We start from the raw sequence: 22,679 nt of genomic DNA, 5'->3' as shown, positions 1-22,679 counted from the left end.
GAGAGAAAAGGTGTCTGGATATATAGGGTCAAATCCAAACCAGAGAGACGCTAGGGGTGCTACTCTGGTTCTGTTAACGGGTAAGGGGTTATGCCTGTGTCAGCATTAACGCCGTGCGTGTGAAGTCAAAAGATAAAACGTCGGATAGTGAAAAAATGACTTTTGTTACTCAGTTAATGCACCCTGAAAAAAATTATGCTCATAGGCAAACTTAAGCAATTCTGTATTGGAGTTAATGCCCAGTTTGCGCATCGCATTGTATTTATGTGTAGAAATAGTGCTTAAGGAACGATTTTTCAGCTCGGCGATCTCGACCAGCGTATAGCCCGAAACAATAAACTTGAGCACTTCCAGTTCTTTGCTGGACAGGCCAAACGAAACTTCATGCGAACGTGAGTCGATTTCTCTGATGTTTCCGGAGAGATAGAACTCATCAGCGTGTAAAATTTGCTCACAGGCGCTGATCATTTCTTCAGGCATGTCTTTTTTACTGATTAGGGCTGCTACGCCTGTGCGCTTAAGGGTGGCAATAGCGTCGCTGTGGATTTTATCGGAATAAAGCACAACTTTAATGCCGGGTCTGATAAATAACAGCCGCCGAATCATGTTTTGCACATTTTCATCAAGGATATGTGAGTCTATATCAATTAACGCAAAATTGACCTGGCTGATTCCAATTGCGCTAATCAATTGCTCATAATCCAGACATATATGAGCAACGTGAAATTTACCTGAAGCATTAAATAATGTTGAAAGCGCACCGAGTACCAACGGGTAAGGGTGCATAATAGCAATGGGCAATGTTTGCATATAATCTTTCCATGATAATAATTTGAATGGGCTGTCAGTCTCTACTGCCCATGTCCTGGTGCCTTGAATTCGCTTAATTTCAAATTATAAGGTAGCAGGCGTCCATTTTTCAATGAAGTTTTTACTTTTTTCATGAGTTTTTTATATTAAAAACCCGTTTTTTTATGTCATAAATCTAAGGGGTTATCTAATAACTGCTTATTTTGTTAGTAATACTAAAAGAAAAAGATTAGTCCCCCGTTATTTCTGTATTTATTGCCTGTTATATGTTTTATGATTAGCATAATATTCTGAATTTTTGCTCTTCATAGCGTTTACTGCTGATGACTAATTTGACATACTGCTCTCCGTAACGGCCTGTGCGTCAGTTATTAAGATAATTGCTTAACGTTGAGCCGGGATCGGTATGCGATACGCCTTACGGCTTGCTATAGCAAGTAATCCAGAAAAATTATTATTGCTTCAGCCAGGGATAAATCGTGCAGGATTTAGTAATTTACTTAAATGAAAGAATTGATAAAACATGATGTTAGGTGAAATCTTAGTGCAAGCTGCTTTGTTATTTTTAAGTCTTTCCGAGCTATTCACACGGGTAATCAACGCAAAAATGTTCGTTGTGATAAGCCGACTGGCAGATTAAGATTATGCTAACAGATATGTCTTTGAAAATGCAAATATTGCAAAGCGCGTTTACCAGAAAAGAAATTTAATTGGTAAAAAGGAGTTTATCTATGGAAAAGCAGGTGTTTCAAATAGTTAATAGTCAACACATGTTTGTTATCACACATGAAAATGGTTTCACGACGCTTGTAACCTATACATTTGATGGCGTCAGCGAAGCTGGCAAGTTTGTCTCAGAGGTAAAGCTTAGCGCCACAGAGTCAAAGATGCTGATGTTGCTTTTAAACCATCAGGGCCGCATTGTATCGAAAGATGAAATTATGGCTGAGGTCTGGAAAAATAAGTTTGTTACTGAGAACAGTATTCGTCAGGTCATATTTACGCTACGCCGATTTTTTTTCGACCAGGAAAAACCTCATCACGTATTGCTGAATTCGCGTGGCGTGGGGTATACGCTACATAGCAGCCAGCAGTTAGTGGTAGAGAAAAAGGCAAGCGATGCTGTGGCGCTGGCCAGGGTAAGCCCGCTCCATAAACATAGCAACGATATTCATGGCTCTTTTATCAAAAAAGTATTCTCTCGTCTGCTGTCATTCGTTAATATGCCACAAAGCACCGGGTTGGCTGATAAGTAAAGTACCCGGATGAAGGGGAGTCGTACTAGAGGATTACGCTGTAATGGAATACAGTATTGCGTTGCGCGGCGTCAGTAAATTTTTTGGAAACCGGCAGGTACTTAAGGATATATCTCTTGATGTTTCTGTAGGGAAGATAACCGGTTTTGTTGGACCGGACGGTAGCGGAAAGACAACATTAATGCGCGTAATAAGCGGTCTGGAGCGTCCTGATAGCGGCGCGGGCCGGTGTTATTCGTTTGATGTTTTTCGTGAAGCTGAGCAGATTAGGCAGATATCAAGCGATATGTCGCAAAATATCTCCTTGTCAGACAACCTTACTGTTAAAGAGAACCTGCTGTTTTTAGCGAAAGCACGCAATGTGCCTTATGCGCAGCGCCGGATTGATTGTTTAACTGATACCCTGGATTTAACGCACCTGAGCGATGAGTGTGTTTTGCACCTGACGAAGGCGCTGAAGTTGCGGGTATCGCTGGCAGCCAGTCTTTTGCATTCCCCTGCTATTTTGATGCTCGATGAACCTACCGCAGGTATAGCAACGGGCGCGCGTCGGGAATTCTGGGAGAGGCTGGAGCGCCTGGCCGCGGGAAAAATGACGATCCTGGTTAGTACTCACTATAGCGATGAGGCCGAACGTTGCCATCATCTTGTCAGAATGAATAATGGCAGGCTGCTGACATCTGGCTCAGCGCAGGAAGTCGTGCATTCCCTTGGGCTGGCGACTTTTGCCATTCGCGGCCCCGATCTGTTAAAGCTTAAATACCAGTTCAGCGACCTTCTGGAAGTTGAGCAAACCGTTATCTTCAGGCATACCCTGTATGTAACGGGGAGATGCTGTGATAGCCTGCTTTCCAACATCAGAATGTTGCCCCTGCGCTACAAAGTTGAGCAGGTGTCTTCTGTACTGGCGGCATCGGTAACTGCGGGTCAGATGTCCAGTTAAGCCAGAGCCGGCAAGCGCTTTGCCGTTAAGGTACGTTTACGTAGCCGCGAGCATAAGAGAAAATGTGTCTTCCATTACCCGTTTTGCGATTATTGGCGCAGAAATTAGTTAAGTATACAGCGGATACGTTGATAGAAACCGGGGCCGCGGCTGGCCTCAAGTTTGGATATCGCATTTTTTTTATAGAGATAGATTAGCTTTACGCTGCATCCTAATACGCTGGCGATCTGTTTGGTTTTCAGATTGCATGCATAACCCCGTAGTACGCTCACTTCTTCATTAGTCAGGCAGGAAGCTCGGTGGTTACAGGTGAACGCGAAGTTGTCATTAAGCCCTCCTGAACCAGCCAGTAGTTTATTCATTGCCATCTGCCACAACGCTTTTAAATCAGGCAGTGAGATAAGCTTATTAAACATGCCATCGACGTGGGTCATTTTGATGAAACCTACACCGGTAGAGTAGATATATATTTTAGCAAACGTCTGGCGTTTTCTGAGTATATTAATATCCATATCAACATTAACCAGAAAATTCCTTGTGTTCAGTGGATCGTAAATGATCATATCGAAGAGCATATCGCACTTGTATATCTCGTCCAGGTGGGTGAAATTGTGGGTTTTTATAGCTATTGTCTTACTTGAAGTACTATTTATCAGGCGTTCCAGTCCCATTGCGGTAAATTTGCAGGAATCTACAATGCCAACGTTGATGATGTTTTTAAGCTCCATTCGCGAACTCCTTTTTTCGGGATAAGCGCTAATGATTTTTCCTACAGTTCTCTCTTTGTTTCACTCTTTACTGTTCTTTTGTGTGTGTGTTTCATCATCAAAGTGAAATATAGCTTTTAAAATGGATATGGAGTAAAAGCTAAATTTTGGAGAGCTATGCAGAATGCTTTTAACATGGGCCAGAGATTGTTGTTGGCTCTAAATTATAATGTTAACGATCATAACGTAATTTCCTTATTACGCCAACTTGTGCGCTTATTTAGTATAAAAAACTGATATTATATTTTTATTTGGGTTTTTTTGTGGGTTTTTATTGGGGGAATAAAATTGTATGCCTTCTGACTGCTTTGGATTAATATTGCCGTTTGAAGCGTAGCTATTAAATAATACAAAAATAATTTCAACTAATAAGAACAATCCCATTGTATGCTTGTAATTATATTGTCTGCTAATTACAGGAAATAAATTATCCCCATTTCAGTATACGTTTAAATTTTCATGACTATGGATAATATTCCTGGTTTATTTTATACGTCAGGGGCGTTGTTATACCTGCGGAATAAAAGTAGGAAGAATAACCGAATCAATAAGTAAAGAACAGAAGCGCTCAGGCGTATAGTGCCGATAAAAAAGCGCCGAAGCGATTAGTACGTATCGCTTCGGCGCGGGTTAAAGACGACGCTTTTAACTTCCCCTATCAGAAGTTGAGGCGTGCGCCTACTATTACCGTGGTATCAGAGTAGCCTGCATCGCCAAGCTGTTGAGCAACGTTGCCCCACATCGTGAAGTCAGTGGCGAGTTTGCCCTCGACGCCCACTTTCAGTTCACCAATGTTCTCATTACCGGCGATATGGTTAGTGATATCGTCCATCTTCACGCTATAGTCGTTGAAGTTATGGATCCAGTTCGCTTCCACAAACGGCTGGAAGTCACGACCCGTATTGTTATCCAGGCTGCTATGACCTTTCAGATAAGCGCGCACGCCAAGGCGGCTGGCGAGCATCCCTTCCTTGTTGTCTGTTACCCAGGTGCCGTTGTGCTCATGATGCTTATTGGCCGTCACGTCCATCCAGGTTAACTGAGCTTTAGGCTGCAGGAAACTGCTTGTGTTAACACCCTGTGTTAAAGGGAGTGTATAACCAGCTTCTACAGAGGCCGTAATGCCTTTGGAGTGATAATGCTCGCTTGCTAACTGTTCTCCGTTAACCGTATTGTTGAACCAGTTGTACAGCACCCAGGTGTCCACATAGGCGCCGTTCATGTTCTGTGCGGACTGTAGCCATGTGGCGTATATACCGGCGCTGTAACCTTCTACTTTGCCGTATGAGCGGTATCCCGTTAAGTTAGAGCGGGTATTGCTCTGCGCGTTTCCGTAGCCGCCCATCACGCCCACAAGCCAGCGATCGCTGCCGTCTGTACTCCCTTCAACCAGGTCTGCGCCTAGCTGAAGCACATAACGGTTGGTTTGCGTTTTCAACTGCCCGCTGCTGTCGGTAAAGCGGTTATGGCTTGCGACATGACGCATCCATACGCCATCGGCGTGGGCGCCTTCTGCAGTACGCGCGTAGCTGACTTCACCGAGGCGGTCCTGCATGCGGTGTTCAAACATGGTGTTCGCTGCCTGCTGGTTGGCGAGGTAGGAACCTGATTCCGGTCGTATCTGAGAAATACCCTTATCCGGGTCTGGAACAGGGATAACTGGCGGATTGACGGAACCGTTGTCGCCTGAATTGTCCGGGTTATCCGGTTTGTTCGGGTTATCCGGGTTATCCGGGTTATCCGGATTGTTCGGGTTATCCGGGTTGTCCGGGTTGTCCGGGTTATCCGGATTGTCCGGCTCCACCGGCTCAGGGATAACCGGCGCTTTGTTTGTCAGATACCAGCTCTGATTTTGCTTTTCAAGGTTATAGTCATAGGCGCCTGCGACAATACGGCCTGTGCTGGTAAAGGTACCGTAAGAAGTCCCGCCTACGTCGACAACTTTGATGCCTTCAACCGTATAAGCCCCTTTACCCCCCATGTTATTGATGGTGACTTTGGTATCACCCTCTTTAACATCGCCGGTGACAATAAGCTGGTCGGTCGGGGAGCTGTCATCGCCTAACAGCGTGTTCATGATGAGCGTACCGCCGTTACCGGTGTAGTCGCCATTCACGGTCAGCGTTTTGTAAGCGCCGTTGGTCGGCTCGCTGAAAGTAATAATGCCGTTATTGGTAAGCGACTGCACATTAGAACTTTCGGTCATGTCCCAGCGACTGGAGTCGTCAAGCGTAACGGAGGTGATGTCTTTCGCGTAGCCTTTCAGGCTACTGGCGTTGCTGAGCGCTACGTGGGTGGCATTCTGCGTATTATCAGAAACCAGAGAACCGTTAAGTATGCTGCTGTCGGCCTTTATGTTGATTGTGCTGAGCACGCTCGGATCGGCGTCGTCAGTATGCGCGTCAAGCACCAGGCCGGTTGCGCTGTTAAGCGTTGTGCCAGTGGTATTCAGGTTCAGCATGCCGCCTTTGCTCTGCACGGCTGCCTGTGCGGAATCAACGGTAACGGAAGTCAGATTAACTTCGCTCGCCTGCGGTATGGCTCTGCTGTTAATGGCAACATTCTGAGCGGCGTTTGGCTGCGAGAAATCTTTTCCGGTAACGAAAATTGCAGCGGCGTTGCCCTTTGTTGTCAGGGAACCTGTATTCAGGCTGATAGTACCCTGGTTAACCAGCAACGCATGGCTGCCTTCCCCTTCGGTGGTGGCGTTTACGTTGTTAGCATCAACCTGAGAGCCTGCGGAAGCGAAAATACCGTGGCTGCCTGCGCCCGCCGTGCTGAGTTCGCTGTCTTTCAGGGTGATAGTAGGGCTTGCAGTTGCAGAAACCGCGGAAGAACCGTCGCCTTTGGTGGTGACGGTAACGTCGCTGGCGTCAACTGTGCCGCTAATGGGGGCGAAAATGCCCGCGCTGCTTGTGCCGGTGGTGTTCAGCATGCCGCCGGTCAGCTTGACAGAGCCTAAAGCGGCAGAGGCGGCGGCCGAATTATTGCCTGTTGTAGTGACATTAACTTTAGTTGCATCAATACTGCCCGCCTGTGAAAGCAGGCCTTCGCTGTTGGTGCCCACGGTATTGATGGTGCTGTCAGCGATGGTGATTGTGCCCTGCTGGGCGTTAACCGCTGCGGCGCTGTTACCGTTTGTTGTTACGGTAACCGTTGTTGCGTTAATGGCGCCGTCAGTTGCCGCCATCAGGCCGATGCCGCCAGCGGTTGTCGCTGAACCGGTCGTCACGATTGTATCGGTAAGCGTGATGTTACCGCCGCGAGAGGCATAGGCGCCAACGCCGTTTTCGCCATCGGTGGTAATGGCTAAATCGCTGTCGCCAGTAATCGAAGCGCCCTGGGAGAAAAGCCCGTAAGACTGGGAGCCCTGGGTCTGTACGGTTCCGCCTGTTAGTTTAACCTCCCCGGCATTTGCCCTGATTGCATTGGCGTTATCGCCGCTGGTAACGATAGTGGTACCCTGCGCAGTAAGCGTGCTGCTGGCATCGGTGAGTAAAATAGCTTCGCCGCCGTTGCCCTGCGTTGAAATATTGGAGTCGCTAACGGTGACCGTTGCGCCAGCGCCAGCATTAATCGCGTTGCTATTCTCGCCGGAGCTGTTGGCGCTGGAGCCTGCAATAAGCTGGAGGTCGCCGTTTACGATGCTAATAGCATGGTTGTTTTGCGCGCCAACTTTTGTTTTTGTCAGCACTGCGCTTGCTTTGGCGTCTGTGCTGTCGGCTTTAAGCAAAAGCCCCGTCGCTTTATCGGAAGAGTTAATTTTTGATTTGTTGGCATTGAGCATGCTGCCGTTGCCTAGTGAAACCGCGCCGTCAGAGGAGCCGGATGCGTTGACGTCACTGCTGTCAAGCGATACCTGCGATCCATTTGCGGCGTTAATGCCCCGGGAGCCGGCGCCTGAAGAGGTAATCGTTACCTCTTCAGCGGCGGTTAAATTACCGTTATTCAGCGCGACGGTATCCGCTGTGCTGCCGCTTCCTGTTAGCGTGGTATTGCTATTAATAATAAGCGCGCCGCCATCTTTCGCGCTGGCAACCGAAGTTGAATTCATTGTACTGTTGAAATTTAGGAAATTTCCTGTAGTTTCAATAGTCGCTCCTGCGCCGGAGGCTGTAAGGGGCACATCGCCCACGCCTGTAGCCGCATAGGATTTAGAGACTGAAATTGTTTCATTTGTTCCGGCAAGAAAACCTGCGGCCATAGCTGGCGCAGCAGGCAAAGCCATTAAACACATTCCCGCAAACACTTTGTTATGCGGGAAGGGGATGCGAGGGCTCCACGACATAAACGCATTCCTTAGCATAGTTAATTGTAAAAAGTCAGGTGATAGCCACACAGTACTTCGTTATCTGGCGTTATTAATCAATCACGCCCGGTTATTATGTGGCGTATAAGGTTTTTTTAGCCTTACAGAGTATAACGTATAGCATAGCCTCTTTTGTTAGGCTGCATTATAAATTATAGCTCACGGTGATTATATTTTGATAATAAGATTTTTCGGAAGAACATTCTTAATTGTAACGTTTGACTGGATTTTTTGGATTTACCTGGAAAGGGGTGCTGGTTTTGAGATAGTAAAAATTCTAAAATACTTTGAGGCGCTTGCCGATTTAGACTACTTTTTGCGCCCTGCTTACGGAAGAGAGCGGATGGTGTGGAAAAAGTAATATATGAAGTGCTGAATAAGAACTTTTAATTTTTAATAAACATTTGTCAAAGGCAATTTTTAACGGCGATTATGTAATGGAAGATATAAAACGTCCTCAGAATGTGATAGTTTTTTACGAAGAAAATATATTTCAGAAAATCCTTTGCCAGTATATTGAAAAGGGGATAAAAGGGCGCCAGATCGCGCTGTCGCTGGTTCCGTCACTGGATACGTTGTTTGAGAGGATATCCCAGGGGCTGGTTGATGTGTTATTGACTGAATTTCATTACCTTTATGGCAATAAGGCATGGGATCACGCAGCAAATAAAAAATTCAAACAATTATGCCTTGAACATCATGTTCGCCGGGGGTTATTGGTTGCGGATAATAACCCCTGGCTTATGCGCCGTATTGTTGAAATGGAGTTTGAAGCGGCGGTAAGTATGAATGACGATATTTCTGAACTGAATAAGGCTATTGACTATATTTTGCGTGCTAAAGAGGCAACGCCGTTTGTCTCCAGCCACCTTCGCGCCAGCCTGAGCGCAGCCAGAAAGCGTGCGGATACGCTGTCTTCACGGGAATGGGAAGTCGTATATTTAGTTGCGCAAGGTTACTCTATTTCAGAAATTGCAGCGCGGAAAAGCAGAGCTTTAAGTACGGTAGCCACACAAAAACATAACGCAATGAAGAAGCTTAATGTTTCCAATAATAGTGAACTAATTAAATATATTCATACTGCAGGGATGCTGAAATAACGATATGAAGGTTAATTTTCTAACAAAAATAGTGATTTCATCTGTGTTTTTTTTTACCGCCACGCGCGTAAGCGCGTTAACGTTGCAGGAAGCCGTTATCGCCGCAGATCGATATGATGCGGGCATCCTGGCAGAGCGCAGCCTGAAAGATGCCGAGCAGCAAAAGCGTCTGCAGGGGTTTTCAGGGCTTTTACCTGTCGTCACGCTTAACGGCGGCTATTCACGCCAGGATCAACCGAAGGCTACTTATGCAGCGGGCGTCAGGCGGCACAATTATGTGGTAACGCTTACGCAACCGCTGTTCGATCTGGAAAAGTATGCTACCTGGCGCCGCGCCGATGCGATGGCGGACGAAGCCGAAGTAAAATATATGATTGCCCAGCAAAAGCTGATTAGCGACGTCAGCGATGCCTGGTTTACCGTTATTTATACTTCGCGGCTGTTAGATAACGCTGATAAAGCGCGTTCGGCATACCAGAAGCAATTAAGCGGCGCGCAAAAGGCGCTGGATATCGGCGACCAGACCCGCCTTGAAGTGGATGAGGCGCAGGCGAATTACGATAATGCCGTGGCGGATGTTATTACCATTGAAAGCAAACTTAAGGATGCGCGTATTCGCTTTGAAAAGCTAACCGGTTTATCCGGCAATAGTATTCCTCCAGGCGGTATGGATTGTATCGCTCCTCACAATTTACCGCAGTTGTTGCAGCTTAAAGAACGTACTGCCCGTCAAAACCTCAATGTGCGTGCGGCAGAGTTTTCGCTGGAACAAAGCCGCGCCGATACGCTTGCCGCTACCGGTCGGCATATGCCGGTGGTATCGCTGCAGGCGTCCTATGGCAATAACTGGAGCCGCGCAGAGAATGGCAATGAGCTGGATAAGTATTTCGGCACCACATCCAAAACCCGAAACACTAACGTAGGCGTTAATGTGTCGATGCCGCTGTTCGCTGGCGGCAGTCAGGTTTCACAAAGCATTGAAGCGTCGCACCGTAAAGAGCAGTCAAGAGAGCGGCTTATCGACGCGCAGCGTCAGGCGATGCAGGATCTGGAAAGCGCCTGGTCGGGTTTACGCTCGGGCGAGGCCAGAATGAGCGCCCAGCGTAAGGCTATTGTTTCCGCGAAACGTCGCATGGAATCCACTAAGTATGCGCGTGAGCTGGGGCTGCGTACGACTATCGACGCGCTTAATGCTGAGAAAGATTATTTCAAGTCCCTGAGCGATCTTGCCCAGGCGCAGTACGAATATGTGGTTTCCGGCATTAAGCTGGCAGCCACGTCGGGCGATCTCGATTATTCGTATCTGAACAGGTTCAACTGCCCTGTTCGCCCGTAATATTTAGGAAAATCGTTATGTCTGAATCTTTGTTTCGCAAGGAAGCGCTTGAGGCGAATAAATCAAAAGCAATTGGTAGCGTGGCGCTCTATTGCCCGCCCTATCGATGGGTCATTGTTGGCCTGGTTGGGCTTATTACTGTTGCAACGTTAGTTTTCTTCTTTTTTGGCACTTATACCAAACGTGAAACGGCGACAGGCGCGCTCATCCCCGTTGAGGGCGTGATGGATATCGTCGCGATAAACCCCGGCACGGTTACCGAACTGTCAATCAACGAGGGCGACAGTGTGGAGAAAGGCGCGCCGCTTATTACTATCTCTTCCGAAGTGGCGACCAAATATGGCCAGACGCGCGAAACTATTGCCGAGCAGCTTGAATTACAGCACGACATGCTGATTAAAGAGCGCGCCAATCTTTATATTCTTTCAGAAGAAACCCGCAAAGGGCTGGAAGATAAAAAAAGGCTGCTGGAGCAGCAGTTACGCCGCCTGAGCGATATTTATGCCAGCCGTATGCAACAGACGAAACTGGCGGCGGAAAAGGTCAATAAATATAAGATGATGCGTAAAGAAGGATACGCATCCAACAGCCAGGTGGAAGAGCAGGAAACCGCGCGCCTGGAGGCGGAATCGCGGTTGCAGGATGTGGCGCGTCAGCGTATCGATCTTCAGCAGCAGCTCACCCAGACCCAGCAGCAAATTCGTGAGCAACCCATCAATGTGATCAATAAAGCTAACGATATCGACAGGCGTCTGGCCGAGCTGAAACAAAATCTGATGGAAAATGAATCCCGCCGTTCAGTGGTGCTAAACGCGCCGCAAAAAGCAACGGTGGCATCGGTGGTCGTAAAACGTGGACAAATTGTCGCGAATGGCCAAACGGTTGCCTCGCTGCTACCTGAGAATACCGAACTTCAGGCGCGCATTATGGTAAGTAGCCGTGCGATTGGCTTTATTCAGGCCGGGCAGCGTGTAGTGCTGCGCTATCAGGCCTATCCGTGGCAGAAGTTTGGCCAACAGCTTGGCAAAGTGGTTGAGGTATCGCGCGTGGCGCTTTCTCCACAGGAGGTCGCGCAAATTACCGGCAATAACCAGGTGCAGGAGCAACACTACCTGGTGAAAGTGAAGCTGGATAACCAGTTTATTAAAGCTTATGGAAAACCCGTGCGGCTTCAGCCGGGTAGCGCAGTAGAGGCAGACTTTCTTATCGACAAGCGCCGTCTTTATGAATGGGTACTTGAGCCGCTTTACGCGCTTGCACGCAGCACGTCTTCCTGAGAACGATAAGAAAAAAGGTTATCCCAATGAATTTATTAGATAAGTTAAATTTTTCCTGGCGTAAGAAGCTACCGGTTATTCAGCAGACCCAGGCGGCGGAGTGCGGCCTTACCTGCGTTGGTATGATAGCCAACTACTTCGGTCATAAGATCGATATGATAACGCTGCGCCGCCGTTTCTCCACGTCGTTAAAAGGGGCGACGCTCGGTGATGTTATGCTGGTGTCTCAGCAGCTTGGCATGTCGACGCGCGCGCTGCGCCTTGATATTGACGAGCTACATAAGCTACGTATGCCGTGCATCCTGCACTGGGATATGAATCACTTTGTCGTACTGAAAAGCGTTTCGAAAAAGAAAATCACGATTCACGATCCGGCGCGTGGCCGCCGCGAAGTGCCGCTTGATGAAGTTTCCACCTCTTTTACCGGCGTTGCGCTGGAGCTGATGCCCGCAGCGACCTTCGAGAAAAAAGAGGAAAAAGAATCCTTCTCGATGTTCAAGCTTATCGGCAACGTTACCGGTATCCGTTCAGCTTTCGCTCAGGTTATGATTTTGTCCGTTGGCCTGGAGCTGTTTGGCCTGCTGGCGCCGTTTTATACCCAGTGGGTAATGGATCAGGTGTTGCCGTCAGCCGATAATAATTTGCTGACGCTGCTGGGGACGGCATTTATTGTCGTCGTATTGTTGCAGAACATAATTTCCGCGATTCGTAGCTGGGTGACGACGTGGTTTTCCAGCATGCTGAGCGTGCAGTGGTCTGCCAACGTTTGCTCGCATCTGCTCGGCCTGCCGATGTCCTGGTTTGAGGAACGCCACGTTGGCGATATTGTTTCGCGTTTCGGCTCCATTAATACTATTCAGAATACGTTAACCAGCCGGTTTATCTCCTCTGTTCTGGACGGAGTCATGGCGATCGTGACGCTGTTTGTGCTGTTTGCCTACAACGTGAAACTGACCTTCGTTGTGATCGGGCTGCTGTTGCTTTATATCATTATCCGCTGGGTGTCATTCCGCCCGTTCCGCCAGGCCAACGAGGATCAACTGATCGCCAGCGCCCGCGCCCAGTCGCAACTGCTGGAATCAATTCGCGGGGTGCAGGCGGTAAAGCTTAATAATAAGCAGGAGATGCGCGTTTCTTCTTATGCGAACGAACTGGTTGAGGCGACAAATAAAGGCGTTCATATTCAGCGTTTGTCGATAGGTTTCAGCACGCTCCAGGGCACCATTTCCGGCATTGGCCGCATTGTGCTTATCTGGATGGCGGCGCTGGAAGTGCTGGACGGCAATTTCACCGGGGGGATGCTGATTGCGTTCTCCAGCTTTGCCGATCAGTTTCTCAGCCGTGCGACCGGCCTGATTAACGCCATCATCGAATTCTGGATGTTGCGTCTGCACGGCGAACGTTTAGCCGATATTGTATTGATGGACCGGGAAGGCGATATGGATAACGCGGTGGCGCTGCCAACGCATCAGGGCGCGCTTGCTGTGGAGATTAATAACCTCTCATTCCGCTATGCCGTGACCGAACCGTGGGTATTTGAAAACTGTACGCTGTCTATTCATGCGGGCGAATCGGTGGCGATTATCGGCCCTTCCGGGCAGGGAAAATCAACGCTTGTGAAACTGCTGCTTGGCCTGTTAAAGCCAGAAAAAGGGACGATTGAAGTCAATGGACATGATATTCGCAAACTGGGCATGACGTGGTATCGGGACCACATCGGCAGCGTTATGCAGGATGATATTCTGTTTGCTGGCTCTATTGCTGACAACATTTCTTTTTTCGACGCTACTTACGATCAGGATAAGGTGGAAAGGGCGGCGAAGCTGGCGCAGATTCATGAAGATATCATGCTGATGCCGATGGGGTATAACAGCCTGGTCGGCGATATGGGATCGTCGCTTTCCGGCGGCCAGATGCAGCGTGTGCTGCTGGCGCGAGCGCTGTATCGCCAGCCTGATATCCTTATACTTGACGAGGCCACCAGCCATCTGGATGTTACGCGTGAGAGCGCGATTAACTCAGCCATCAGAGAAATGGCGATTACCCGTATTATTATTGCCCACCGTCCGGAAACGATACGCAGCGCAGACCGCATTATTTTATTGAATAAGCACGGCGTACAGGAGCTTTCGCACGCGTTGTTTGAGCAACAAACGCAGTAGTCACAGGCGTACTTGTCTGCATTTGCTAACAGCAGCGCTCCGCAAGGAGGCTGCTGACAAACTCCATCCAGTCGTAGACAAGTTGGATGAAATGCAATAAAAAATAAGGAAAATCAATGCATTGATTTTCTTCTGCTAACCACAAAGAAGGAAAAACCCCGTTTTCTCCTTCTTTGTCAACAATCTGAGCAGCGCTCCGCAAGGAGGCTGCTTTTTTTATTACTGGCGGGAACACATTGCGCGGCAGGCGCAGTGAACAACAAACTGCGGCTTCTTTTGCTTTCCAGCTAAAACACAGGGGCAGCGTTGGTATGCCTGCGTGAGGCGTTCTACGCGTCTCATAATAAAGTTTACGCACAGATGGCCGATAACGTACTTAAAGGCATGCTCCATTGTGGTCTACGGATGTGTTGCCGGGCGCGCTGCGCCGGGTGAATTTCTCTGGCGTGGCAGAGAAAACTAAACAGCCTTCTTTATTAGTCCGCGATAAGCATTTAACGTCGTCTGGCGTAAACATATATTTATAATGCTCAATATTGTTTATAAGAATACTTTCTTAATAAGTTAGAATTATCTGTATTCCTCATTCCAGACTTATCTTATTAATAGCATTTCATGTAATGTTTCCCGGTTTTCAACGCCATTTATAAGCATATTATGCTGATGTTATCGCTTATTATCCGCAGTTTGTCTTTATTTCTATTTTATTGTTAACAGTGCCAGTAAGCGGGATGAAAGAAAACGGGTTACCTGAAGAGAAGTTTGTGGGCATAAGAAAATTCTGTTTATTTTCGATAATTCTCGTTAGCATGTGCTTAATGCCATGTTTTGTTATTTTCAGAGTCAAGCCCACGAGGTAAAATGGGATCTGTAGGAATTTTCCAACTAATCTGCGAGATTAAAATTTCACAGATTTGCCGTTTGCAAGTTTTTAACTCGTATTTAATTATCTTAACATGCGGCTCTTTTAACAAAATGAGTGGTTTGGTAGCATTTTGTTCGCTCAACGGAGTGGGTAATAATAGCGGTACAGGTGCCCGCTATTTATTAAGCCAGACTCTGTTGATGTAAAACAGAGGGCTTCTGACATGCCGCATGGATTGTGTTATGCCGGCTTGATCGCTCTTTATTTCTTAGGATATTAGTTTAATACGCAGGAATTTTTATGAAACTGAATAAAGTAGCTATGGCTGTGGCGCTTACTGCTGCCCTGGGTTCTGTGTCTGCACTGGCTGCCGGCGATACCACTACCGGTGAAATCCAGTTGCAGGGTGAGCTGGTAACCACGCCTTGCGGTCTGGCTCCGGAATCAAGCCCGGTAACCGTTGATTTCGGTCAGCTGCCGATTCATGCTCTGGCGGACAACGCTCGTGCGGGTAACGTTCAGAAGAACATCGTACTGCAGTATTGCGATCCGACAGTTGCCAGCAGCGCGGTTGTAACTTACACCCCGACCAGCATCGATCCGGCTAACGACGCTCTGGCTGCGTTCACTTCTGGTACTGCTACTGGCGCCGGTATCGGTCTGCGTGACAGCGGTAACCAGGACGTTGTCTGGGGCCAGGAAACTACTCCGGTTCAGATCGTTAAAGACCAGACCACTATCCCGTTCGTAGCTTACGTTCAGGCTGACAGCGCATCGGCTACGCCGACCGCTGGTACCTTCCAGTCTACGATCAACTTCTCTATCGCTTACCAGTAATCGATTAGAAGTGATTTGTGCGGGGGTCTCCCCCCGCACTACAGGAAGTAAGAAAGTAGGAACAAGGATTGTGGGTATTAATAAGAAATTAAAGCAGTCGGTTTGCTTTATTTATCCTCCCCAGCTTTTTTCCTGACATATTCACGTATCCGGTCTTTCTGTACTGAAAGTGACAGAAATGGACTGGAGTGTCTCGTCGAAGCCGTTTGTTACATGGGCGGTCTTTAGTCGGGATGCAGTAAGTTAAATTTGACGACGCGTTTGTTAGTAACAGAAAAGATGGAAAAGGCATGCTTATGCGTTCTTTTCTGATGTGCTTAAACAGACGCTTACCCCTGAATGACGATGGGTTGACTTAGTACCCTCATACAGCAATGGGTTTATTGCCCGTAGTTGAAAGCTGCTGTACAGAACGTTTTGCGTTACTGGCAGGCGTTTATGCAAAAAGGGGCGTTGCTTTTATATGATAAAAATTGAGTGGTTAATAAATACCAGGGCTCATCGGGTTATGCGTTGAGCAGTGAGAAGGATGTATCACGGTTTATCGCTTTACAGGTGCTGAGCCAGGAAAAGTGCAGGCCGGTTGGTTTTATGCAGGGCCCGTTTTTTTCGTGGATTACAACTAAAAATATATACGTAGCGGGATGCTTCGCGTATTCCGGTGATTGATTCGGGATGAATAATCATGACGGTAAAATTAAAAACTAAGTTAAAAATAATTGCCGTTCAGGTAATTGTTTTCTGCCATGCTCCACTTGCGCTGGCAGAGGATAGCGTCGAATTTAATACCGATGTGCTGGATGCTGCAGATCGTAGCCATGTCGATTTGTCCCGATTTGCCACGGATAACTATATTGCTCCCGGTGATTATCTGCTTGATATAACTATCAATGGAAAAGCCATCGGGCAGTCAAAAATACACTATGACGCGACTGCCGATGGTAAGAGTAGCCGGGCATGTATCACTCAGGATCTTCTCGATAAACTGGCGTTAAAAGATGAGATTCGCGCCAAAGTCACAGAGGTTTATCAAAACTGTTACTCCATTGACAGTATACCTGGCGCCAAAGTGACAAACACCGCAGGTGCGTTGAACCTGGCGGTGCCGCAGGCGTGGATGAAATATAACGATCCGGACTGGACGCCGCCCGAGCGCTGGGATAGCGGTATTGCAGGCGTTATTTTTGACTACAGCGTGACCGGGCAGCTAACCCATCGATTCAAAGGCGAAGGCGATTACGACTCTCTGTCCGGTTACGGCCAGACGGGTTTTAACGTTGGCGGCTGGCGTATGCGTGCGGATTACCAGGCTAACTACGATAATAAAGAGCATAAATCGAATTTTACCTGGAACCAGTTCTATGCCTATCGTCCGTTGCCAACGATGGCGGCGAAACTGACGTTGGGTGAAATTTATCTTAACTCTCGCGTGTTTGATACGGTTCGCTTTACCGGGATCAACCTCGAAAGCGATGAACGTATGTTGCCGCCTAGCCTGCAGGGTTATGCGCCTGAAATCCACGGCGTTGCCCGCACTAACGCCAAAGTGACCGTGAGCCAGAGCGGGCGCGTCATTTATGAAACAACGGTAGCCGCGGGGCCTTTCAATATTCAGGACTTGCGTAACGCTATCCGCGGTACGCTTGACGTACGCGTCGAAGAGCAGGACGGTTCGGTATCGACCTTCCAGGTCACCACGGCAAATATTCCTTATCTGACGCGACCTGGCTATGTGCGCTATAACGTCGCAGGCGGCGCGCCCTCTCGCTATAACCACCGTATCAAGGGGCCGGGTTTTGTTGCCGGTGATTTCTCCTGGGGTATCAGTAATGCCTGGTCGGTGTATGGCGGATTGATGACGGCGGGTAAAGCCTATACCGCAATTACCGCCGGTATCGGTCGTGACCTGAACGTGTTCGGCGCGCTCTCCTTTGACGCGACTGAATCCTGGAGCGAACAGCCCGATGAAAACCGCATCTGGGGTACTTCTTACAAGCTGAGCTATGCGAAAACGTTTGATGAGTTCGACAGTTCCATCACCTTCGCAGGCTATCGCTTCTCGGAAAGAGACTTCCGTACGCTGTCGCAGTACCTCGACGAGCGCTACGGCGGCTATGACAATCTCGGCCGTGAAAAAGAGATGTACACCATCACGGGGAGTAAGACTTTCTGGGCTGACGATCCGCGCATGGCAACGACATTGTTCCTGACCTATACCCACCAGAACTACTGGAACAGAGGCAGCCAGGATCGTTACGGCATGTCCGTTGGGCGCAGCTTTAATATTGGCAATGTACGCGGCATCACCGCCAACCTGTCGGCATATCGCTCTGAATACAACGGTAAAAACGATGATTCAATCGCGTTTTCCCTCTCTATTCCGGTGGGCGACAGCAAATGGGCCGGTCTGGATATACAGACCAATAACAGCAAAGTTAGCCCGATGGCTTCGTATACCGATAACAGCGATTACAACAACCTGTGGCGCGTGCGCGCCGGTACCAACCAGGACGGTCGCGCCAGCTTTGACGGATACTATATGCATCGCTCGCAGTTGGCGGAAATCAATACTACCGCAAGCTATCAATATGACGACTATATTGCCGTCAGCGGTACGCTGCGCGGCGGCCTGACGGCGACGCGTCACGGCGCTGCGCTGCATAACAGCGGCGCCACGGCGGATACCGCGCGCATGATGGTTGATACCAGCGGCATTGGCGGCGTTCCGCTGAACAGGGGTATGGCCAGAACCAACAGCTTTGGTATTGCCGTTGTGCCGGACATCGTGAGCTATAACAGCTTCGATACGCGTGTGGATGTAGATGCTATGGACAGCAACATAGAAGCGTCAAAAGCCATCAATACCTCGGTATTGACGGAAGGGGCGATCGGCTATCAGGTCTTCGGCATGTCGAAAGGCAACAAGCTGATGGCGACTCTTCGCCTGGCCGATCACAGCACGCCGCCGTTTGGCGCGGAAGTCTATAACAAAGACGGCGTAAGCGTCGCTATGGTGCTGGAAGAGGGTAAAGCCTGGCTTGCTGGGGTAAATCCGAACGAAACGTTGAAGGTTAACTGGGGCGGTAAGAATCAGTGTGAAATTACCATGCCGGCAACCATTACCGATTCGTCAACAATACTGTTGCCGTGTCGCTAAATACGGATGAACAGCGATATATCACAGGAGTAAAAAACAAAATGAGTATAAGAAACATCCAACGCTGTGGGATTGCAGCATTCGTTTTTAGTATGTTATCCGGCTACGCACATGCAGGGATCGCGCTGGATCGTACCCGTCTTATCATTACTGAAAAAGATACTTCAGCGAGTGTGAATCTGACAAATACGACGCCGGATGTGCCGTTCCTGGCGCAGTCGTGGGTTGAAGACAGCAGTGGGAAAAAGATCACTTCGCCGCTGGTGATTTTGCCGCCGTTGCAACGCATTGACGGCGGCCAGAAAGGGATTGCCCGCGTCACTAAAACGAGCGGTATTGCTTCGCTGCCGTCAGACAGAGAGAGCATTTTCTATCTCAACGTACGCGAAATACCGCCGAAGGCAGATAAGCCTAACGTACTTCAGCTTGCCATGCAGACGCGGATCAAGCTGTTTTATCGCCCGCTCGCGGTCATACCAAAAAGCCGCAGCGCCGTATGGCAGGATCAGGTGGTATTTGAAAAGCGCGGTTCAAGCGTAACGGCGCAAAACCCTACGCCTTACTACATTACGATCCTTGGTCTGACAAACATGTCCGGGAAAAAACTGACGGACTTTCCGGGCGTGATGATCGCGCCTAAATCCAGCCTGGATTTCCGTATTTCAGACAGCAGCGTGAATGAATTCAAAATGATGTTTGTGAATGACTACGGCGGCCATCCGGAGCTGACGTATCGCTGTTCGGGAAATACCTGTAAGGCATTGCCGCAGGCGTAACGTGCGTAGCGCAGGCCGGTGAGCCTGTGGTGTGTTCGCAAGGATATGAACGAGTCCGGCAGTGCGATAGTGAGCTTTTACGCCTGCCTTAACGGGTAAATATGTTGGCGGCGTTGATATTCAAATGCACGCTGGAACCTACGGACAGGTTCGTTGCCGCTGGTGCGATCACAGGCGGGGACGTATCAAACTGGAGTATATGTAATGGCGTTATTAAACGTTATTCGTCGCAACAGCCACGCTATCTGCGTGTTCGCTCTGTCTATGCTCCCGCTGGGGGCATGGGCAAAGGTTGACGGTGAGTTAACACCGGTCAGCGGATATAACACGAATTACCTGATTAGCCTGTCTAATCAGGATATTACTGATAATAGTCCGGGTGGGCAGGTGACCCAGAGTTTTGATCTTAACCAAAACTATAAAGCCGAGGCCTATTGTACAACGCAATACAATGCGCAACCTGTGTACTATTTGAGCACGGCATCGCTTCCGCCTTCGCCGTTGAATCCGGGCTATCTGTCGCTCAATGAGTATATGGATGTCAAAATCACCATCCATATTGTTGGTTCGAATAATGGCGAGCTTGCGGTTCCTTTTGGGCCTGTTTCCAATAACTTAATGCAGAACTACTGCGTGCCCGGGGCGGCCAGCAATATTCTGCTCAACGTCTTTAACTCCGGTAGTAAAGGCAATGTGACCTTTAAGCTTAAAAAGAAAATTATCAACGGTATTACGCTTGTGGGAACCGAAGTTGCGCGCCTGTATGGCCGCCTTGGGCCTGGGACGATGGGATCGACCCCGCTGGCAACCGTGACGATTCAGTCTGCGATTATAACGGTACCGGATAAATGCGTTATCAATGATGGGCAGCCGATTAACGTTGATTTTGGCGAAGTAGGAAACTCTTCTACCAAGCTCAACGGCGTTAACTACGCCCAAAATGTACCTATCAAAGTGCAGTGCCAGGGAGGAAGCTTTGCGACGGGTAACCTTGCCATCAAGCTTGGTATCCAGCAGGCGAATCCCGCCAGCTTTAACCGTGACTATTTAGGCACGACTGGCCGCGTGGATCGCAGCAACCTTGGCATTGTATTAAAAGACAGGTCTGGCAATACCGTTGTACCGAATACGTTCTATGACATACCCGGTTTTGATGAAAACCGTGGGGAATGGAACCTTACTGCCGCACCCATTGCAAAAGCAGGCACGATGATACCGGAAGGGGATTTTAACGCCTCTGCCACTGTGATAGCCCAGTTTCAATAGCCCTAATTTCCCCAGGAGGAACTATGCGTTTAAGGATGATGAGTTTAGCTTTGGTTGCCGCACTTCCGCTTTCTGCCCCGGTTTGGGCAGCAGGCGAGCTTCAGGGAGGTGATGTAACCTTTACAGGGACAGTTGTTGGTTTACCCTGCCTGATTCAGGCGGGCGATGAGCATCTGACGGTAGATTTCGGTACGATCGGCATTCGCGATCTGTATAGCAATAAGAAAACCGCGCCGAAGCAATTCACGATTCACCTGGTTGACTGTACGCCGGCTATATCAGGCGCCGTTACCGTAACGTTCAGCGGCGATCCGAACCCGAACCTGCCCGATCATCTGGCGGTTAAACCGAACCCGGACAACGTTACCGGTATTGGTATCGGCCTGCAGGAAGTTGACGGCACGGAGATTAAGTTGAGCGTGCCGACCGCTGCTAAGCAGATTAACGCGACTACGCTGGATCTGACGTTCCAGGCATATGTAGAAGCAGAGCCGCAGGCGCTTGCTAATAAAACGCTGACAACCGGTTCGTTTACGTCAACGGCAAACTATACGCTGAACTATCAGTAAGTAACGGCATCGACAGGGATAGTACGATGAAATATCAATGTTTCCTATACGATCAGAACAATTTCTTCTCCGAAGGCGTTAAGGCAGTTATTCTGGAGCAGTTTGGGAAATCTGCCGATATTTCATACATCAGTTCCGGTAATTTTACGGAACTGATTGACGGACTAAACCAAAAGAAGACAAAGAATAATGAGCGCTGGATATTATGCGATTTGGAAAGTTTTCCTTACGATCGCTTCAGCGCGCTGAGCATAGTAAAAGAGTGCTATCAAAAACATGACCAGAAACTGGTCATGTTGCTCAGCGAGAATAATATTCCGTTATTCTTTGCTTTGTATTCTCTGTTGCCTGAGGCAAACTGGTTGCTCAAAAACGAATCTCTTTATCATTTCGTGTCTTTTTTCCGGGACTTGCGCGAAGTGGCGTCCGGAACGCGCTGCTTTAGCCACTCCCTGGTTAACTATACGCGCATGAAGTGGTTGTCTGATAATGCGGAATACAGCATTTCCAGTAATGAATGGTGGTTGATGGAAGAGATATTTAAAGGTAAGTCTCTTTCACAAATCTCCGTCGAAGTGGATATTGATATTCGTAAACTGAGTTACCACAAAAGACGCCTGATGCGGAAGCTGAACGTCAGAAATAATATAGATCTTTTCAATGCGTTTCGTTGTATTGTTGCACGACCGCAGTTGGTGGAACAGGTTTGATTTTATCGATAATTAATATCGATTAGGTAAGGCGAAGGAAAATTCGCAAATTGCTATTATAATGCTAAGGAAATGGATATACTTATGAAAAAAATTAAAACGCTGGAGGCTGCCAACATCATTGGCGGTACCTGCAAGCAAAACTGCATCTACAGCTATGAAACTGTTGTCGTTGGTGGTGCTGTTACCTGTAAGCTTGTTGGTACATGTACGGATAAAAAGGGCCGGGTAACTATATCTCTCGCAGAGACAAATATGTCTAACTGTGGCGGAAACCCTAATCAGGCTAATTAACGGAATAATAAAAGATGAAAAAAATTAATAATTTGGAAGCTTCTGGCATCATTGGTGGCACCTGCAATACAAACTGCGTAAACAGCTATATGACCCTGACTATTGGCGCTGTTACGTCCTGTAAGCTGGTGACGACCTGCACTGATAAGCGTGGTAACCTGCGCCAGACCTTTAGAGATACTAATGCGATGAACTGCGGTATCAGTTAATTATTGCACTGAAAATTTATTAACCTATTAATACAT

Annotated in this window: 18 protein-coding genes; 14 read left to right on the top strand and 4 right to left on the bottom strand. The window is 48.3% G+C overall.

The window, feature by feature from the left end:
- Positions 1 to 165 precede the first annotated feature (165 nt).
- Positions 166 to 810, bottom strand: coding sequence for a helix-turn-helix transcriptional regulator (locus JJB97_RS07155; protein ID WP_238713330.1), 645 nt, complete (start codon positions 808 to 810; stop codon positions 166 to 168).
- Between the two features lie 731 nt (positions 811 to 1,541).
- Between JJB97_RS07155 and JJB97_RS07150 the strand changes: the two genes are divergently transcribed.
- Positions 1,542 to 2,066, top strand: a complete 525-nt coding sequence (locus tag JJB97_RS07150; RefSeq protein ID WP_238713329.1) for a winged helix-turn-helix domain-containing protein — start codon at positions 1,542 to 1,544, stop codon at positions 2,064 to 2,066.
- A gap of 43 nt (positions 2,067 to 2,109) precedes the next feature.
- Positions 2,110 to 3,009: an ABC transporter ATP-binding protein gene (locus JJB97_RS07145; protein WP_238713328.1), complete on the top strand. Its 900-nt coding sequence runs from the start codon at positions 2,110 to 2,112 to the stop codon at positions 3,007 to 3,009.
- Positions 3,010 to 3,113: 104 nt separating this feature from the next.
- Here JJB97_RS07145 and JJB97_RS07140 read toward each other — a convergent pair whose 3' ends face one another.
- Both JJB97_RS07140 and JJB97_RS07135 read right to left on the bottom strand, forming a co-directional pair.
- A complete protein-coding gene (locus JJB97_RS07140) occupies positions 3,114 to 3,737 on the bottom strand; it encodes a LuxR C-terminal-related transcriptional regulator (protein WP_238713327.1) in 624 nt (207 codons plus the stop codon).
- Positions 3,738 to 4,434: 697 nt separating this feature from the next.
- Positions 4,435 to 8,064 carry an autotransporter outer membrane beta-barrel domain-containing protein gene (locus JJB97_RS07135; protein WP_238713325.1) on the bottom strand — a complete coding sequence of 1,210 codons (3,630 nt, stop codon included), beginning with the start codon at positions 8,062 to 8,064 and terminating at the stop codon, positions 4,435 to 4,437.
- Between the two features lie 458 nt (positions 8,065 to 8,522).
- Here JJB97_RS07135 and JJB97_RS07130 point away from each other — a divergent pair, with 458 nt between their 5' ends.
- From JJB97_RS07130 to JJB97_RS07115, 4 genes are read left to right on the top strand one after another with little or no spacing between them, the layout of a single operon-like run.
- The gene (locus JJB97_RS07130) at positions 8,523 to 9,185 is read left to right on the top strand and encodes a LuxR C-terminal-related transcriptional regulator (RefSeq protein WP_238713323.1); all 663 of its coding nucleotides are present in this window, start codon (positions 8,523 to 8,525) and stop codon (positions 9,183 to 9,185) included.
- A gap of 4 nt (positions 9,186 to 9,189) precedes the next feature.
- A complete protein-coding gene (locus tag JJB97_RS07125) occupies positions 9,190 to 10,521 on the top strand; it encodes a TolC family outer membrane protein (RefSeq protein WP_238713322.1) in 1,332 nt (443 codons plus the stop codon).
- 17 nt (positions 10,522 to 10,538) lie between these two features.
- Positions 10,539 to 11,798, top strand: coding sequence for an HlyD family secretion protein (locus tag JJB97_RS07120; protein ID WP_238713321.1), 1,260 nt, complete (start codon positions 10,539 to 10,541; stop codon positions 11,796 to 11,798).
- Between the two features lie 26 nt (positions 11,799 to 11,824).
- Positions 11,825 to 13,960: a peptidase domain-containing ABC transporter gene (locus JJB97_RS07115; RefSeq protein ID WP_238713320.1), complete on the top strand. Its 2,136-nt coding sequence runs from the start codon at positions 11,825 to 11,827 to the stop codon at positions 13,958 to 13,960.
- A 25-nt stretch (positions 13,961 to 13,985) separates the two neighbouring features.
- Here JJB97_RS07115 and JJB97_RS07110 read toward each other — a convergent pair whose 3' ends face one another.
- A complete protein-coding gene (locus JJB97_RS07110; protein WP_238713319.1) occupies positions 13,986 to 14,318 on the bottom strand; it encodes a hypothetical protein in 333 nt (110 codons plus the stop codon).
- Positions 14,319 to 15,125: 807 nt separating this feature from the next.
- On the opposite strand from JJB97_RS07110, the gene JJB97_RS07105 reads away from it, so the two are divergent.
- The 8 genes from JJB97_RS07105 (at position 15,126) to JJB97_RS07070 (ending at position 22,643) form a co-directional block, all read left to right on the top strand.
- Entirely contained in the window at positions 15,126 to 15,662 is a 537-nt protein-coding gene (locus JJB97_RS07105; RefSeq protein ID WP_238713318.1) for a fimbrial protein, read from the top strand.
- 685 nt (positions 15,663 to 16,347) lie between these two features.
- The gene (locus JJB97_RS07100) at positions 16,348 to 18,819 is read left to right on the top strand and encodes a fimbria/pilus outer membrane usher protein (protein ID WP_238713317.1); all 2,472 of its coding nucleotides are present in this window, start codon (positions 16,348 to 16,350) and stop codon (positions 18,817 to 18,819) included.
- A gap of 92 nt (positions 18,820 to 18,911) precedes the next feature.
- A complete protein-coding gene (locus JJB97_RS07095; protein WP_451923536.1) occupies positions 18,912 to 19,595 on the top strand; it encodes a fimbrial biogenesis chaperone in 684 nt (227 codons plus the stop codon).
- Positions 19,596 to 19,799: 204 nt separating this feature from the next.
- A complete protein-coding gene (locus JJB97_RS07090; protein ID WP_238713315.1) occupies positions 19,800 to 20,861 on the top strand; it encodes a fimbrial protein in 1,062 nt (353 codons plus the stop codon).
- Positions 20,862 to 20,884: 23 nt separating this feature from the next.
- Positions 20,885 to 21,430: a fimbrial protein gene (locus JJB97_RS07085; protein ID WP_238713314.1), complete on the top strand. Its 546-nt coding sequence runs from the start codon at positions 20,885 to 20,887 to the stop codon at positions 21,428 to 21,430.
- 26 nt (positions 21,431 to 21,456) lie between these two features.
- The gene (locus tag JJB97_RS07080; protein ID WP_238713313.1) at positions 21,457 to 22,140 is read left to right on the top strand and encodes a LuxR C-terminal-related transcriptional regulator; all 684 of its coding nucleotides are present in this window, start codon (positions 21,457 to 21,459) and stop codon (positions 22,138 to 22,140) included.
- 84 nt (positions 22,141 to 22,224) lie between these two features.
- Positions 22,225 to 22,434 (top strand): DUF4762 family protein, encoded by a 210-nt coding sequence (locus tag JJB97_RS07075; RefSeq protein ID WP_238713312.1) that lies wholly within the window; start codon positions 22,225 to 22,227, stop codon positions 22,432 to 22,434.
- A gap of 14 nt (positions 22,435 to 22,448) precedes the next feature.
- Complete coding sequence (locus JJB97_RS07070; protein ID WP_238713311.1) at positions 22,449 to 22,643, top strand: DUF4762 family protein; 195 nt, start codon at positions 22,449 to 22,451, stop codon at positions 22,641 to 22,643.
- The last annotated feature ends 36 nt before the right edge of the window (positions 22,644 to 22,679 follow it).

It is taken from the genome of Tenebrionibacter intestinalis (genome assembly GCF_016632365.1).
Classification (GTDB): domain Bacteria; phylum Pseudomonadota; class Gammaproteobacteria; order Enterobacterales; family Enterobacteriaceae; genus Tenebrionibacter; species Tenebrionibacter intestinalis.
The sequence above is the reverse complement of the archived record's forward strand: the minus strand, read 5'-3'. Positions and strand labels throughout refer to the sequence as shown.